The following is a 15,052-nucleotide window of genomic DNA, read 5'->3' as shown; positions in this document are numbered from 1 at the left end:
CATGACTCAACGCATCCAGCACCACGGCCTGCAAGTGGCGGCCAATCTCAGTCAGTTCATCGAACAAGAGGCGCTGCCCGGCTCCGGCCTGGCCGCCGACGCGTTCTGGAAGGGGTTCGCGGCCCTGGTGCACGACCTGGCGCCCAAGAACCGCGCCCTGCTGGCCGAACGCGATCGCCTGCAGGCGGAACTCGATGCCTGGCATCGCGCGCATCCCGGCCCCATCGCCGATCCGGCCGCCTATCGCCAGTTCCTGGAGGGCATCGGCTACCTGCAGCCCCAGCCGGCCAGCGTGCGCGCCACCACCGACAATGTCGATACCGAAATCTCGCAACAGGCCGGCCCGCAGTTGGTGGTGCCGGTGTCCAACTCCCGCTATGCTCTGAATGCCGCCAATGCGCGCTGGGGCAGCCTGTACGACGCGCTGTACGGCACCGACGCGATTCCCGCCACGCCCGGCGACAGCGGTACCGGCTACAACCCCGAGCGCGGCCGCGCCGTCATCGCCCGGGCCCGCGCCTTCCTCGATGGCGCCGCGCCGCTGGCGCAGGGGTCGCATGCCGACGCCCGCGGCTACGCGGTCGAAAACGGCCAGCTCAAGGTGACGCTGGCAAGCGGCATCACCACGCTCAAGACGCCGGCCCAGTTCGCCGGCTACCAGGGTGACGCGGCAGCGCCTGGCGCCATCCTGCTCAAGAACAATGGCCTGCACTTCGAGATCCAGATCGATCGCGCTCACAGCATCGGCGCAACCGACGCCGCCGGGGTCAAGGACGTGCTGGTCGAGGCCGCGCTGACGACCATCATGGATTGCGAGGACTCGGTCGCCGCGGTCGACGCCGAAGACAAGGTGCACATCTACCGCAACTGGCTCGGCCTGATGAAGGGCGACCTCACCGAAGCGGTGACCAAGGGCGGCAAAACCTTCACCCGCAAGCTCAATCCGGACCGCCAATACACGCGTCCGGACGGCTCGGCGCTGACCCTGCACGGCCGCTCGCTGATGTTCGTGCGCAACGTCGGCCACCTCATGACCAACCCGGCCGTGCTCGACCGCGACGGCCAGGAAATCCCGGAAGGCATCCTCGACGCCGTGGTCACCAGCCTGGCGGCCCTGCATGATCGCGAGCGCAAGCTCAACTCGCGCACCGGCTCGGTCTACATCGTCAAGCCCAAGATGCACGGCCCCGCCGAAGCCGCGTTCGCCAGCGAGCTGTTCGACCGTGTCGAAGACCTGCTGGGCCTGCCGCGCAACACCCTGAAAATGGGCATCATGGACGAGGAGCGCCGCACCAGCATCAACCTCAAGGCCTGCATCGCGGCCGCGGCGTCACGCGTGGCGTTCATCAACACGGGCTTCCTCGATCGCACCGGCGACGAAATGCACTCCAGCATGGAAGCCGGCCCCATGCTGCGCAAGGGCGACATGAAGTCCACCGCCTGGATCACCGCCTACGAGCGCAACAACGTGCTGGTCGGCCTTGACGCCGGGCTGCGCGGCCGCGCCCAGATCGGCAAGGGCATGTGGGCCATGCCCGACCTGATGGCCGCCATGCTCGAACAGAAGATCGCGCATCCCAAGGCGGGCGCCAACACCGCCTGGGTGCCCTCGCCCACCGCCGCCACGCTGCACGCGCTGCACTATCACCAGGTGGATGTGCAGGCGGTGCAGCAGGAACTCGAGCACACCCGGCTCGACAGCGTGCGCGACGAATTGCTGGCCGGCCTGCTGACGGTGCCAGTGGGCGACCGTTCCAAATGGTCCGCCGCCGACATCCAGCAGGAACTGGACAACAACGTGCAGGGCATCCTGGGCTACGTGGTCCGCTGGATCGATCAGGGCGTGGGCTGCTCCAAGGTGCCGGACATCCACAATGTCGGCCTGATGGAAGACCGCGCCACGCTGCGCATTTCCAGTCAGCACATCGCCAACTGGCTGCGCCATGGCGTGACCAACCGCGAACAGGTCATGGAAACCTTCCGGCGCATGGCCAAGGTGGTCGACGGCCAGAATGCCGGCGATCCGCACTACCTGCCGATGGCCGGCAACTTCGATCGTTCGCTGGCGTTCAAGGCGGCCTGCGCCCTGGTGTTCGAGGGCCTGACCCAGCCCAATGGCTACACCGAACCGCTGTTGCACAAGTTCCGTCTGGAATTCAAGGCCGCCCGGGGCTAATTGCAGGACGGCTTGCTTGGCCGCTTGCAACCGCGGCGCGCTTCGTATCCCGGACAGCTCACGCTGTCCGGGTTTTTTGCTTTACGGCTTGGGTACGGCGAATTTTTCGCACGCCTGTGCTAAATTGACCGCATGACTGCCAAGACCGAAAAAAGCGAGCTGACGTTCGCGGCCATCGTGGACGCGGCCCTGGACATGGCAGCCGCCCAGGGTCTCGAGAGCCTGTCGCTCGGCCAGGTGGCCAAGCGCCTGGATATCAGCAAGAGCGGCGTGTTTTCGCGGGTGGGCTCGCGTGAGGCCTTGCAGCAGGCGGTACTGGACGAGTACGAACGCCGCTTCGTGGCCGCCGTCTTCACCCCCGCCATGTCGCAGCCGCGTGGCCTGCCCCGACTGAACGCGCTGATGAGTCTCTGGATCGAGCGGGCCTGCAATGTCGAACTGCTGACCGGTTGCATCTACATCGCCGGCGCGTTCGAGTTCGACGACGTCGAATCGCCTTTGCGCGAAATCCTGGAAAACAACCTGCGGTGCTGGCGCGGGGTCATGGTGCGCACGGTGCGCCAAGCGCTCGATGAAGGCCACCTGCGCCCGGACACCGACCCCGAGCAACTGGTGTTCGAGGTCTACAGCCTCATGATCGGGCTGATGCACGACGCCCGCTTCCTGCGGGAGCCCAAGGCGCGCGAACGGGTACGCGCCGCCTACGAGCGCCTGATTTCCACGTATCGCAGTTTCAAGTACATCGAGTAATCGTCACCCGGAAGCCGGCGTGGGCCGGTGTAGTTTTCATCCAATTTCGCACGATCGTGCGATTTTATGCGACATGGAGCGGATCATGGTTTTCTATCTCGGCGCGGCGGCAGTGGTGGTGGCGGGGTTGACCCGCATGTGGCTGTCGTGGCGCGCGCTGCTGCGCCAGTTGCCCGACCTGTCGCGCCACCTGGTACTGTTCTGAGCGGTCCGCGCCGACCGGGCGGAGCCGGCCGGGAACCGGGCAAGACGCTCGCGCGGAGCGTGTCTCCCGGTCTATATTTCGTATTCACTCCCCGCCCGTGCCTACATGTCGCGTTCCGCTCATCTCCTGATCGTCGATCCGCAGAATGATTTCTGTGACCTGCCCGCCAGCCACCTGCCTGTCGATCCCTTGACCGGCCGGGCCATGGCCCCCGCGCTGCCGGTCCCTGGCGCGCACGCTGATATGCAGCGGCTGGCACGCTTCATCGACGCCACCGCACCCGCGCTGTCCGCCATTACCGTCACCCTGGACTCGCACCATCGGCTGGACATCGCCCACCCCACGTTCTGGCGCACGGGTGACGGCCGCGCGGTCGCCCCCTTCACCCCCATCACCGCGGGTCAGGTGCGCTCGGGCGCCTTCCTGCCGCGCCATGTCGATGACCTGCCACGCACGTTGACCTACCTGGACGAACTGGAGGCGCGTGGCCGCTACACCCTGATGGTATGGCCGGTGCATTGCGAGATCGGCAGTTGGGGCCACAACGTTCACGCCGATGTGCGCGCGGCTTATGCCCGCTGGGAAGACGAGCACCAGTTCATCGTGCGCAAGGTGCCCAAGGGCGCCAACCCATGGACGGAGCACTACAGCGCGCTGATGGCCGAAGTGCCCGACCCCGACGATCCGCGCAGCCAGCTCAACCGCCGGCTGCTCGATGCGCTCGACCGCGCCGATCTCATCATCGTGGCCGGCGAGGCCGGCAGCCACTGCGTCAAGGCCACCGTCGAACACATTGCCGAATACCTGCCGGGAGGCAATTTGTCGCGCGTGGTCCTGCTGACGGATTGCATCAGCCCGGTCACGGGCTTTGGCGAGGCCCAGGCCGGCTTCCTGCAACGCATGCGCGACCTGGGCATGCAAGCGCGCAGCAGCACGGACATGGCGCGTGCGCTGGCGGCCTGATGCCGCCCGGCGTCCGCGACCGGCGGCAGCCAACACGATAACGTCGTGCGCACCCGCAAACACAACGGCCGCAAGCTTGCGCGTTGCGGCCGTGGCGGCGGGAAAATGGAAAGGATCAGGCGGCGGGCTTGTCCTGGCACTGGACGTAGAGGGCGCTGATCGCCTCGCACAAGGCCGGCGGCGCCTGAAACAGGCGCGACACCAGCATGCAACCCTGCACCGTGGCGAACACCGCCCGGCCGGCCGCTTCGGCGGAGCCCGAGAACTTGAGCGTGCCTTCCGCGGCGCCTTGCGCCAGCACGCGAGCCAGCCAGGCTTCGTGCGCGCGGAAAAAGCCCTGCAACGCGCCGCGCACGCGGTCGGGCAGGCTCATCATTTCAGCGGCCAGCATGCCGCCCAGGCACAGTTCGCCTTGGCCGCAGGCTTTGGACTCCATCATCGACAGATAGGCGTCGAGCTGGGCATGCGCAGGCTGCGCGGTATCGATGCTGCGCACCGAAGCCAGGGCCCGGGCGCTGTAGGCCTCGACGGCCTCGTACAGCAGGTCGTCCTTGCCGGGGAAGTAATAGTGGATGCTGGACGTCTTCACGCCCACATGCTCGGCCAGGTCACGATAGCTGAAGCCGTTGCAGCCGCGAGTACGGATCAGCTTCTCGGCATGAGCCAGCAGCTGGTCGCGGGTGGTGTTGGGGGTCGGAGTGTCCATGGCTGAATATTACCTACTAATAGGTCGGTACGTCATCGGCGGTAATCCCTATGCGGCGCTCCGATGCAACCGTGCGAACCCCGGCCGGGAATGTTCCCGCCCCCCGGGGTTCGCAGTGGCCGGCATCGGACTCAGCCTTGCACGGGCGGGTAGTCCAATTCACCGCTGTCGGTCAGGCCTTGGGCGCGGGCGGCGGCCAGTTCCTGCGTGACCTGGGCGCGGCTCTTGTCGCCAGCGCTGGCGTAGGCGGTGGCGGCAGAACCATCTTCGGTGCTTACCAGTTCACCGCTGGCACGGGCGGCGGCCAGTTCTTGTTGCACCTGAGCGCGGGTCACTGAACTTTGGGTATCGGCGGCGGGCGGGTAATCCAGTTCGCCGGCATGCGCGGCACCTAGGAACGAGGCGGTCAGAATCAGGGCGGATACGAGGGTCTTCATGGTTGATCTCCGGTAAGGATCGGAACTGCGATTCAGAAATTACTATCTATCTGTAGATAGATTCGCGGACAGAAAAATCAGCCTTGGACGGGCGGATAGTCCAGTTCGCCGCTTTCGGTCAGGCCTTGGGCACGGGCGGCGGCCAGTTCCTGCGTGACCTGGGCGCGGCTCTTGTCGCCGGCGCTGGCGAAGGCGGTGGCGGCGTAGCCTTCTTCGGTCGTGGCCAGTTCACCGTTGGCGCGGGCGGCGGCCAGTTCTTGCTGCACTTGGGCGCGCGTCACCGTGCTGTGGGTGTCCAAGGCGGGCGGATAGTCCAGTTCGCCGGCGTGGGCGGCGCCGATGAAGGAAGCGGACAGGATCAGGGCGGATACGAGGGTTTTCATGAGGGATCTCCGAATAACGATGATGCGTTGGTTTGTTTAAACTATCTACTTATAGGTAGATATCAAGGCAAATAAAAAACGGGTGCTACTGTATTTCTGGTTCGGGGCGACGCCGCGGTGTTGTCTGGGTGCTGCGTCGATGGATGAATATTACCTACTAGTAGATAGATAGCGCAAGTGGGTTTTGTGAAACTGAATATTTCAGCGCACATGGAAGCGTGGGGTGTTCGCAGGAAAGATGAATCGTCCGCCGGGCCGCCGCGTCTGATGCACGGTGGCGATCAGGACGGGCAACCGTTCAAGATAATGCAGGATCCACGTGCTGTAGACCAGGTCGATACGCTGCGGCGGCAGGTGCAGGCCGAGGATGCTGGCAGCCCCCTGCTCGTCGGCCCAGCGGCGTGTCGTCGATGTGCGGAGTCCAGGCGCTGTTGAAAAGCTGTGGAAAAGCCCCTGATAGCGGTGCACAAGCTGTGCAGATGTTGTGCACAGCTTGTGGATAGCGCGGCGCCCGCGTTGGCTCGGCGCCAGCCTGCATGCGGCTTCCCAGCCGGCCACGACGTCGGCCGGGGAAACCCGGCGGGTGGATGGGCCCGCGGACCGCGATACGGCCCAAACCCGGCCAGCCGGAGGCTTGTGCACAAGCTGTGGAAAAGGCCCGAAAATCTGTGGAAAAGCTGTGGAAATACGGTGCACAGCCTGTGGACAGCCTCCCCGATGCAGAGGGCGAGTGCGGATTCTCACCAGACAGGGACAAGCGCCACGTCCAAACAGCACAAAGCCCGGCAAGCGCATGGCTTGCCGGGCTTTGTTCTTGAATGGCCGCGCGGGCGCGGGATCAGAACGGAATGTCGTCGTCCATGTCCGCCAGGTTGGCGCCGCCACCGGCGGGCGCAGCCTGCGGTGCCGGACGCTGCTGCGGCGCCGGGCGCTGGGCCGGGGCGCGCTGCTGCGGCTGGCGCGCGGGCGCGTCGTCGTAGCCGCCGCCGCCACCGTAGCTGCCGCCACCGCCACCGCCGTCTTCGCGGCCGCCCAGCATCTGCATCTGGTCGGCGACGATTTCGGTGCTGTAGCGATCAGCGCCGGTGTCCTTGTCCTGCCACTTGCGGGTCTTCAGGCGGCCTTCGATGTAGACCGAGCGGCCCTTCTTCAGGTATTCGCCAGCGATCTCGGCCAGGCGGTTGTACATGACCACGCGATGCCATTCGGTTTCTTCGCGGCGTTCGCCCGAGGCCTTGTCCTTCCAGGTGGAGGTGGTGGCGATGGACATGTTGCAGATTGCGGCCCCGTCGGGGCTGTAGCGGACTTCCGGGTCGCGACCCAGGTTGCCCACGAGAATGACTTTGTTAACCGATGCCATGCCGTTGTCCCTCTGTTGTCAGCCTGTGCCACGCGTTGCCGCGGGCGCGCCGGCAACAACATAAATAGCAATGTTGAAGACCGGCTTCATGAAACTCGCCGGTCACCGCAGCGGTGACCGGCGACGCCGGTGAAGCCCTAATTTGCCTTCTATTATCGACGAAAAGCGTCCGCCGCGCCAAACGGGAATGGTGACAAAGCCGTCCACCAAGGGAAACGATTTCACCGCTGTTGGACACCGTTGGCGGCGCGATCCGCGACTTTCCGCTTCGCGCGGCAACGCGGCCTATGCCAGCGGTTTGAGCGCCCAGGTCACGGCCAGCCAGACGGCGGCCAGCACGGCCGCGCCGATGAACACCGCGCCGGCGCCGGAGTGCGAGGCCACCCAGCCGCCGAGCGCACCGCCCGTGAACAGGCCGGCGGCCTGCGCTGTGTTGTAGAACCCCAGCGCCAGACCTTTGTAGGCCTGCGGCGCCACGCGCGACACCAGCGAGGGCTGCAACGCCTCCAGCACGTTGAACGCCACGAAGAAGCCGGTCAAGGCCGCCGCCAGCGTGAAAAAGCCGTGGCTGGCCGCCGGCAGCAGCGCGCACACCAGCACCAGCCCGGCCACGGCGGCACGCAGCGCGCCCCGGTGCGCGCGGCGCTTTTCGGCCACGAACACCACCGGCACCATCAGCACGAACGACACCAGGATGACGGGCAGGTAGACCTTCCAGAGTTCGCGCGCATCCAGCCCGCCGACCTTGGCCAGCAGGGCCGGCACCACCACGAACAGCGACACCTGGATCAGGTGCAGCACGAACACGCCGAAATTCAGCCGCAGCAGGTCGGTGTGGGTCAGCACCTGGCGCGGACTGGCGGCCTGCATGCTGCGCGCCTGCGAACGCGGCACCACTGGCACCACCCAACGCGCCACGGCCAGGCAGACCACGCCCAGACAGGCGATGGTCCAGAACAGCCCGGACAGCCCCCACCAGCCCACCAGCACCGGCGACAACACCAGCGAGGCGGCGAACGACAGACCGATCGAGCCGCCCACCATGGCCATGGCGCGGGTGCGCACCGCGTCGCGGGTGGCGTCCGCCAGCCAGGCGGTCACGGCGGCCGAAATCGCCCCGGCGCCCTGGATAGCGCGGCCGATGGTGATCCAGAACACGTCATCGGCCCGCGCACAGACCACGCTGCCCGCCACGAACAGCAACAGACCGAAAAGCACCACGGGCCGGCGCCCCCAGCGATCCGAGGCCAGCCCGAAGGGAATCTGCATGAACGCCTGGGTCAGGCCGTACATGCCCAGCGCCAGCCCCACGCGGGCGGGGTCGTCGCCGCCGGGCAGGCCACGCGCGGCCACGGCGAACACCGGCAGCAACAGGAACAACCCCAGCATCCGCGCGGCGAACAAACCGGCCAGCGCCACGCTGGCGCGGCGCTCGGAAGGGGTCAATTTCAGTTTCGTGTCTGCCGGCATGCGAATTTTCAACGATGACGAAGGCCGTTCGCGCGCGGATGTCTTGCGCTTGCGGTCTGATCTATGGCCTGAGGACTCGGCGCGCTATAGTACCAAGTTGGCCTTTGCAACCGCTTAAAAGAGCCCGATAGACGTGACCATACGCATTCGGGGTGCCCGCACCCACAATCTCAAGAACGTCTCGCTGGATCTGCCGCGCCACAAACTGGTGGTGGTCACGGGCCTGTCCGGCTCGGGCAAGTCCTCGCTGGCGTTCGACACGCTGTATGCGGAAGGGCAGCGGCGCTATGTCGAAAGCCTGTCCGCCTATGCCCGCCAGTTCCTGCAGCTGATGGACAAGCCCGACGTCGACCTGATCGAGGGCCTTTCGCCGGCCATCTCGATCGAACAGAAGGCGGCGGGCCATAATCCGCGCTCCACCGTCGGCACCATCACCGAAATCCACGATTACCTGCGCCTTCTGTATGCGCGGGTCGGCACCCCCTATTGCCCGGACCACGGCCTGCCGCTGCAGGCGCAGAGCGTCAGCCAGATGGTGGACGCGGTACTTTCCTGGCCGGCCGAGAGCCGGCTGGCGGTGCTGGCCCCCATCGCCCGCGGCAAGAAGGGCAGCTTCGAGGACGAATGCGCCAGCCTGCAGGCGCAGGGCTACGTGCGCCTGCGCGTGGACGGCCAGATGGTGGAAATCGACGGCATGGCGCCGCTGAAGAAAACCGAGAAGCACGACATCGACGTGGTCATCGACCGCCTGCGCATCAAGCCCGAAAGCAAGCAGCGCCTGGCCGAGAGCTTCGAGACCGCGCTGCAACTGGCCGATGGCCGCGCGCTGGCGCTGGACATGGATGGCGGCCGCGAACAGGTCTTCTCCAGCCGCTACGCCTGCCCGGTGTGCAGTCACAGCCTGCCGGAACTGGAACCGCGCCTGTTCAGCTTCAACAACCCGATGGGCGCCTGCCCCAGCTGCGACGGCATCGGCCAGGTGGGCTTCTTCGATCCCAAGCGCGTGGTCGCCTTCCCCGAGCTGAGTTTGGCGGCCGGCGCCATCCGCGGCTGGGACCGCCGCAACGCCTTCACCCATTCGCTCTTGACCAGCCTGGCCGCGCATTACGAATTCGACATCGAGGCGCCCTTCGAGGATCTGCCCGAAGCGCTGCGCGACAAGGTGCTGTACGGCTCGGGTGAAGAGGAAATCTCGTTCCTGTACCTGAACGAAAAGGGCCGCAGCACCGTCAAGCGCCATACCTTCGAAGGGGTGATCCCGAATCTGGAGCGCCGCTGGCGCGAAACCGATTCGGCCACCGTGCGCGAGGAACTGGGCAAGTACCGCAACATCAAGACCTGCCCGGACTGCGGCGGCTCGCGCCTGCGCCCGGAAGCGCGCAACGTGCTGATCGGCCAGGACCCGCGCGGCGGCGAGCGCCACGGCCAGGCCATCTACGAAGTCGAGGCGATGCCGCTGTCGACCTGCCTGGCGTGGTTCCGCGACCTGACCCTGACCGGCGCCAAGCAGGAGATCGCGCAGCGCATCGTGCGCGAGATCGAGGCGCGCCTGAGCTTCCTGAACAACGTCGGCCTGAACTACCTGTCGCTGGATCGCAGCGCCGACACCATCTCCGGCGGCGAGGCCCAGCGCATCCGCCTGGCCAGCCAGATCGGCTCCGGCCTGACCGGCGTGATGTACGTGCTGGACGAGCCCTCCATCGGACTGCACCAGCGCGACAACGACCGCCTCATCGGCACGCTGCAGCACCTGCGCGACCTGGGCAACAGCGTCATCGTGGTCGAGCACGACGAAGACATGATCCGCATGGCTGACTGGGTCGTGGACATGGGGCCGGGCGCGGGCGAGCACGGCGGCGAAGTGGTGGCCCAGGGCGATCCCGAAACCGTGCAGCGCGACCCGAATTCGCTCACCGGCCAGTACCTGAGCGGCCAGCGCGCCATCGCCATCCCCAAGCGGCGCCCGGTCACCGACGACCTGCCCTGGCTGACGCTCACGGGCGCCAGCGGCAACAACCTCAAGAACGTCGACCTGCGCCTGCCCGCCGGCCGGCTGATCTGCGTCACCGGCGTGTCGGGCTCGGGCAAGTCGACCCTGATCAACGACACGCTGGCGGTGGCGGTATCGCGCCAGTTGCACCATGCGCAAAGCGAGCCCGCGCCCTACGTCGCGATGCAGGGCCTGGAAAATTTCGACAAGATCATCAGCGTCGACCAGAGCCCGATCGGCCGCACGCCGCGCAGCAATCCGGCCACCTACACCGGCCTGTTCACGCCGATCCGCGAGCTGTTCGCCGGCGTGCCCGAGGCCCGCACCCGCGGCTATGACCCCGGCCGCTTCAGCTTCAACGTCAAGGGCGGGCGCTGCGAGGCCTGCCAGGGCGACGGCGTGGTCAAGGTCGAGATGCACTTCCTGCCGGACATGTACGTGCCCTGCGACGTCTGCCACGGCAAGCGCTACAACCGCGAGACGCTGGAGATCCGCTACCGCGGCCGCAACATCAGCGAAGTGCTGGACCTGACGGTCGAGCAGGCGCTGGAGTATTTTGAATCGGTGCCGGCGATCGCGCGCAAGCTGCACACGCTGATCGACGTCGGCCTGTCGTACATCCGGCTGGGTCAGAGCGCCACTACCCTGTCGGGCGGCGAAGCGCAGCGCGTGAAGCTGTCGCAGGAACTGTCGCGGCGCAGCACCGGCCGCACCCTGTACATCCTGGACGAACCGACCACCGGCCTGCATTTCCGCGACATCGAACTGCTGCTGCAGGTGCTCAACCAGTTGGTGGACAGCGGCAATACCGTGCTCATCATCGAGCACAACCTGGACGTCATCAAGACCGCGGACTGGCTCGTCGACATGGGCCCGGAAGGCGGCGACGGCGGCGGCCGGGTGGTGGCGCAAGGCACGCCGGAAGACGTGGCGGCCACACCCGAAAGCCATACCGGACACTATCTCGGCAAACTGCTGCGGCGCGCGCCAGGCGGCTGAACCGCGCGGCGCGACAGGGCCAGTCACTCAGGGGAATCGACATGTACACCTTGATCATCGGCAACAAGAACTACTCCTCGTGGTCGCTGCGCCCCTGGCTTGCGCTGCGCGCCACCGGCGTCGCCTTCACCGAACAGAAGCTCGGCCTGTTCACCGAGGCCTTCGCCCGCCACCTGGCAACAATCACGCCCGCCGGGCTGGTGCCGGTGCTGCTTGACGGCGACCTGGCGGTGTGGGATTCGCTGGCGATCTGCGAATACGTGGCCGAACAGCGGCCCGAGGCGCGCCTGTGGCCGCAGGACGTCCGCGCCCGGGCCCGCGCCCGCTCGCTGGCCGCGCAAATGCACAGCGGCTTTGGCGCGCTGCGCCAGGCGCTGCCGATGAACATCGAAGCGCACCTGCCCGGTATCGACATCTCCGAGGCCGCGCGCCAGGACATTTCCCGCATGCACGCCATCTGGCAGGACACACGCGCCGAATTCGGCCAGGGCGGCCCGTTCCTGTTCGGCGCGTTCTCGATCGCCGACGCCTTCTTCGCGCCCGTCGTGTCGCGCTTCGTCACCTACGGCATCGCCGCGGCCGGTCCGGTGCGCGACTACATGGACGCGGTGCTGGCGCTGCCGGCGATGCAGGAATGGATGCGCGATGCGCGCGCCGAAGCCACCTTCGTCGAGGCCGACGAACCTTACCGCAAGCACCGCTGACCCGCGGGCGCGGCCGGCCTTCAGGCCATGTCGAACAAGCGCTTGTGTTCGCGGATGGCGTAGCGGTCGGTCATGCCGGCGATGTAGTCGGCGATGGCGCGGGCCTGGTCGTTGAAGACCGCGCGGCGGTAGTCCGGCGGCAACAGCCGCGGATCGTCCAGGAACGCCGCGAACAGCTCGCGCACGATGCGCCGCGCCTTGGTGGTCATGCGCAACACGCGATAGTGGCGATAGAGGTTGTCGAACAGGAACTTCTTCAGTTCGTCGGCCTCGCGCCGGATGTCATCCGAAAACCCCGCCAGCGGCGGCGCGCGACGCACATCGTCGGCGCTGGTCGGCGCCGCGTCGCGGATGCGCGCCAGCGACGTGCGCGTCAGGTCGCCGATCAGCGTATTGATCATGCGACGGATCGTCTCGGCCACCGCCCGACGCGAGGCCAGGCCGGGATAGCGCGCCAGCACCTCGGCGTGATGGCGCTGGAAGATGGACACGCCCTGCAACTGCTCCAGCGTGATCAACCCCGAGCGCAGGCCGTCGTCGATATCGTGATTGTTGTAGGCCACTTCATCGGCCAGGTTGGCGATCTGCGCCTCCAGCGACGGCTGGGTGCGCGCCAGGAAGCGTTCACCCACGGCGCCCAACTGCCGCGCATGGGCCGCCGAGCAATGCTTGAGAATGCCCTCGCGGGTCTCGAAGCACAGGTTCAGGCCGTTGAAGTCGGCGTAGCGTTCTTCGAGCTCGTCGACTACCCGCAGGCTCTGCAGGTTGTGCTCGAAGCCGCCGGCCTCGGGCGCCAGTTCGCGCATGCAGGCGTTGAGTTCGTCCTGGCCGGCATGACCGAACGGCGTGTGGCCCAGGTCGTGCGCCAGCGAAATGGCTTCGGTCAGGTCTTCGGACAGCCCCAGGCTGCGCGCCAAGGTGCGCGCGATCTGCGCCACTTCCAGGCTGTGGGTCAGCCGGGTGCGGAACAGGTCGCCCTCGTGGTTCACGAACACCTGGGTCTTGTACTCCAGCCGCCGGAACGCCCCGGAATGCACGATGCGGTCGCGGTCGCGCTGGAACTCGGTGCGGTTTTCCGGGGCGGGTTCGGCATAGGCCCGGCCGCGCGTTCGGGACGGGTCGGATGCGTAGGAAGCCAGTTCTTTCATCTGCGACACCGTCTCTCCTGCGGTTGTTATTGAGTGGTTCGAGCCAGGACGGCGCGCACGGCATCGGCCGGCGCCGCCCGCATCATCGCTGCGCCGATGCGGGTCATGAGCACGTAGCGGATCTCGCCGCCCTCGGTCTTCTTGTCGACCTGCATCAGATCGAGCCAGCGGTCGGCGCCGAGGTCGGGCGCGACCACGGGACAGCCAATGGCTTCGACCAGGGCGCGCACCCGGGCAACGTCGGCGCGCGGAAAACCGGCCACATCGGCGGACAGTTCCGCCGCCTGCACCATGCCGCAACCGACGGCCTCGCCGTGCAGCCAAACGCCATAACCCAGGCCCGCCTCGATGGCGTGGCCGAACGTATGACCCAGGTTCAGGATCGCGCGCAGGCCGGATTCGCGTTCGTCCTTGCCCACCACCTGCGCCTTCAGCTCGCAGGAGCGGCGGATGGCATAGGCGATGGCCTGCGGCTCCAGGCTGCGCAGTTTTTGCGCATTCTGTTCGCACCAGGCCCAGAACTCCGGATCCAGGATCAGGCCGTACTTGATGACTTCCGCCAGGCCAGCCGACACTTCACGCGCCGGCAGCGTGGCCAGGACCGCGGTGTCGATCTCGACCGCCAGCGGCTGATAGAACGCGCCGATCATGTTCTTGCCGAGCGGGTGGTTGACAGCGGTCTTGCCGCCCACCGACGAATCGACCTGTGCCAGCAGCGTGGTGGGCACCTGCACGAAACGCACGCCGCGCATGTACACGGCGGCGGCGAAGCCGGTCATGTCGCCGATCACCCCGCCGCCCAGCGCCACCAGCACGCAGCGGCGATCCAAGCGATTGCCCAGCAGGGCATCGAAGATCAGGTTCAGCGACTGCCAGTCCTTGTACGATTCGCCGTCAGGCAGTTCGATGCGCAGCACCCGCTTGCCGGTGCGCGCCAGGGCGGCCTCGGCGCGTGCGCCGTACAGCGCCGCCACGGTCGGGTTGGTCACCACGGCGATGGCGGTGGCGTCGGCGGGGATGCTCTGGTCCAGGGCATCCAGGCGCCCCGGCGCAATGCGGATCGGGTATTGCCCACCCGGGGTATCGACCTCAACAACGTTCATATCTGCTTCTCGAAGGCTTGTAATTGCGGCAGCAGCGCCTTGACCAGGGTGTGGATCGGCATGGAGCCGGTTTCCACCACCAGGTCGGCGACTTCCTTGTAGAGGGGTTCGCGCAGGGTCATCAGATCCCGCAGCGTGCCGCGCGGATCGGCGGTGGCCAGCAGCGGCCGGTTACGGTCGCGGCAGGTGCGGCGGAACAATTCGTCCACGCTGGCCCTCAAATAGACCACGATGCCCCGCTCGCGCAGGCGCGCCCGGTTCTCGGCGGCCAGGATGGCGCCGCCGCCGGTGGCGAGAATTATGTTGCGCCGTTGGGTACACTCTTCCAGGGCGGCGGATTCCCGGCGACGAAAACCGGCCTCGCCCTCGATTTCGAAAATTACCGGCACCCGTACGCCGCAACGCGCCTCCAGCTCATGGTCCAGATCGACAAACTCGCGCCCCAGGGCGCGCGCCAGGCCACGGCCGATGGTCGTCTTGCCCGCCCCCATCATTCCCACCAGGAAGACGGGCAGATCGTGCGGCAGCGACACGGCCTTGCCTGCGCAATCCGAGGCGCAAGGCGGGGTTTCGGGCGCCTCGCCGGTGGGCGCCGGGTCCGGGTCAGCCTCCGGACATGAGTGAGCGGAAAAGTTCATGACGGCATTATCACATCTGC

14 protein-coding genes are annotated in these 15,052 nt (G+C 66.8%); 5 read left to right on the top strand and 9 right to left on the bottom strand.

The genetic code is table 11. The features are described 5' to 3' along the window. The first annotated feature begins 1 nt into the window (after nt 1). From ACN6O8_RS23700 to ACN6O8_RS23690, 3 genes are all read left to right on the top strand, one after another. Nucleotides 2-2,176 (top strand): malate synthase G, encoded by a 2,175-nt coding sequence (locus ACN6O8_RS23700; protein ID WP_427993423.1) that lies wholly within the window; start codon nt 2-4, stop codon nt 2,174-2,176. Between the two features lie 132 nt (nt 2,177-2,308). Then, a complete protein-coding gene (locus ACN6O8_RS23695) occupies nt 2,309-2,926 on the top strand; it encodes a TetR/AcrR family transcriptional regulator (protein WP_427993422.1) in 618 nt (205 codons plus the stop codon). 310 nt (nt 2,927-3,236) lie between these two features. Further along, complete coding sequence (locus ACN6O8_RS23690; protein ID WP_427993421.1) at nt 3,237-4,094, top strand: cysteine hydrolase; 858 nt, start codon at nt 3,237-3,239, stop codon at nt 4,092-4,094. A 115-nt stretch (nt 4,095-4,209) separates the two neighbouring features. On the opposite strand, the gene ACN6O8_RS23685 is transcribed toward ACN6O8_RS23690, so the two are convergent. The 6 genes from ACN6O8_RS23685 to ACN6O8_RS23660 all read right to left on the bottom strand — a co-directional run bounded on the left by ACN6O8_RS23685 (nt 4,210) and on the right by ACN6O8_RS23660 (nt 8,450). Next, nucleotides 4,210-4,800 (bottom strand): TetR/AcrR family transcriptional regulator, encoded by a 591-nt coding sequence (locus ACN6O8_RS23685; protein ID WP_427993420.1) that lies wholly within the window; start codon nt 4,798-4,800, stop codon nt 4,210-4,212. A 131-nt stretch (nt 4,801-4,931) separates the two neighbouring features. After that, entirely contained in the window at nt 4,932-5,237 is a 306-nt protein-coding gene (locus tag ACN6O8_RS23680; RefSeq protein WP_427993419.1) for a DUF4148 domain-containing protein, read from the bottom strand. 77 nt (nt 5,238-5,314) lie between these two features. Next, nucleotides 5,315-5,620, bottom strand: coding sequence for a DUF4148 domain-containing protein (locus ACN6O8_RS23675; RefSeq protein ID WP_427993418.1), 306 nt, complete (start codon nt 5,618-5,620; stop codon nt 5,315-5,317). 201 nt (nt 5,621-5,821) lie between these two features. Continuing rightward, nucleotides 5,822-6,088, bottom strand: coding sequence for a methyltransferase domain-containing protein (locus ACN6O8_RS23670; RefSeq protein WP_427993417.1), 267 nt, complete (start codon nt 6,086-6,088; stop codon nt 5,822-5,824). A gap of 370 nt (nt 6,089-6,458) precedes the next feature. Then, the gene (gene ssb / locus ACN6O8_RS23665) at nt 6,459-6,980 is read right to left on the bottom strand and encodes a single-stranded DNA-binding protein (RefSeq protein ID WP_026382027.1); all 522 of its coding nucleotides are present in this window, start codon (nt 6,978-6,980) and stop codon (nt 6,459-6,461) included. A gap of 285 nt (nt 6,981-7,265) precedes the next feature. Further along, nucleotides 7,266-8,450, bottom strand: coding sequence for an MFS transporter (locus tag ACN6O8_RS23660; RefSeq protein ID WP_427993416.1), 1,185 nt, complete (start codon nt 8,448-8,450; stop codon nt 7,266-7,268). Between the two features lie 133 nt (nt 8,451-8,583). On the opposite strand from ACN6O8_RS23660, the gene uvrA reads away from it, so the two are divergent. Both uvrA and ACN6O8_RS23650 read left to right on the top strand, forming a co-directional pair. Beyond that, nucleotides 8,584-11,439, top strand: coding sequence for an excinuclease ABC subunit UvrA (uvrA, locus tag ACN6O8_RS23655; protein WP_427993415.1), 2,856 nt, complete (start codon nt 8,584-8,586; stop codon nt 11,437-11,439). Between the two features lie 41 nt (nt 11,440-11,480). Then, nucleotides 11,481-12,143 (top strand): glutathione S-transferase family protein, encoded by a 663-nt coding sequence (locus tag ACN6O8_RS23650; protein WP_427993414.1) that lies wholly within the window; start codon nt 11,481-11,483, stop codon nt 12,141-12,143. Between the two features lie 20 nt (nt 12,144-12,163). On the opposite strand, the gene ACN6O8_RS23645 is transcribed toward ACN6O8_RS23650, so the two are convergent. The 3 genes from ACN6O8_RS23645 to ACN6O8_RS23635 are packed head-to-tail and all read right to left on the bottom strand — an operon-like array spanning nt 12,164 to nt 15,032. Then, entirely contained in the window at nt 12,164-13,291 is a 1,128-nt protein-coding gene (locus ACN6O8_RS23645) for a deoxyguanosinetriphosphate triphosphohydrolase (RefSeq protein ID WP_427993541.1), read from the bottom strand. Nucleotides 13,292-13,317: 26 nt separating this feature from the next. Continuing rightward, complete coding sequence (gene aroB, locus ACN6O8_RS23640) at nt 13,318-14,394, bottom strand: 3-dehydroquinate synthase (RefSeq protein ID WP_427993413.1); 1,077 nt, start codon at nt 14,392-14,394, stop codon at nt 13,318-13,320. Beyond that, complete coding sequence (locus ACN6O8_RS23635; protein WP_427993412.1) at nt 14,391-15,032, bottom strand: shikimate kinase; 642 nt, start codon at nt 15,030-15,032, stop codon at nt 14,391-14,393. The genes aroB and ACN6O8_RS23635 overlap by 4 nt, the downstream gene beginning before the upstream one ends. Between the last annotated feature and the right edge of the window lie 20 nt (nt 15,033-15,052).

The organism is Achromobacter sp. (assembly GCF_050285565.1).
In the GTDB taxonomy this organism is placed as follows: Bacteria; Pseudomonadota; Gammaproteobacteria; order Burkholderiales; family Burkholderiaceae_B; genus Achromobacter.
Note: the sequence above shows the minus strand (reverse complement) of the source record. Positions and strands in the feature narration are given on the sequence as shown.

What these genes read in the sequence shown, in the direction of transcription:
- ACN6O8_RS23700 (WP_427993423.1), top strand. Translation starts at nt 2, where the DNA reads ATGACTCAACGCATCCAGCACCACGGCCTGCAAGTGGCGGCCAATCTC.
- ACN6O8_RS23695 (WP_427993422.1), top strand. Translation starts at nt 2,309, where the DNA reads ATGACTGCCAAGACCGAAAAAAGCGAGCTGACGTTCGCGGCCATCGTG.
- ACN6O8_RS23690 (WP_427993421.1), top strand. Translation starts at nt 3,237, where the DNA reads ATGTCGCGTTCCGCTCATCTCCTGATCGTCGATCCGCAGAATGATTTC.
- ACN6O8_RS23660 (WP_427993416.1), bottom strand. Translation starts at nt 8,450, where the DNA reads ATGCCGGCAGACACGAAACTGAAATTGACCCCTTCCGAGCGCCGCGCC.
- ACN6O8_RS23635 (WP_427993412.1), bottom strand. Translation starts at nt 15,032, where the DNA reads ATGAACTTTTCCGCTCACTCATGTCCGGAGGCTGACCCGGACCCGGCG.
- ACN6O8_RS23675 (WP_427993418.1), bottom strand. Translation starts at nt 5,620, where the DNA reads ATGAAAACCCTCGTATCCGCCCTGATCCTGTCCGCTTCCTTCATCGGC.
- ACN6O8_RS23680 (WP_427993419.1), bottom strand. Translation starts at nt 5,237, where the DNA reads ATGAAGACCCTCGTATCCGCCCTGATTCTGACCGCCTCGTTCCTAGGT.
- ACN6O8_RS23685 (WP_427993420.1), bottom strand. Translation starts at nt 4,800, where the DNA reads ATGGACACTCCGACCCCCAACACCACCCGCGACCAGCTGCTGGCTCAT.
- ACN6O8_RS23650 (WP_427993414.1), top strand. Translation starts at nt 11,481, where the DNA reads ATGTACACCTTGATCATCGGCAACAAGAACTACTCCTCGTGGTCGCTG.
- ssb (WP_026382027.1), bottom strand. Translation starts at nt 6,980, where the DNA reads ATGGCATCGGTTAACAAAGTCATTCTCGTGGGCAACCTGGGTCGCGAC.
- ACN6O8_RS23645 (WP_427993541.1), bottom strand. Translation starts at nt 13,291, where the DNA reads ATGAAAGAACTGGCTTCCTACGCATCCGACCCGTCCCGAACGCGCGGC.
- aroB (WP_427993413.1), bottom strand. Translation starts at nt 14,394, where the DNA reads ATGAACGTTGTTGAGGTCGATACCCCGGGTGGGCAATACCCGATCCGC.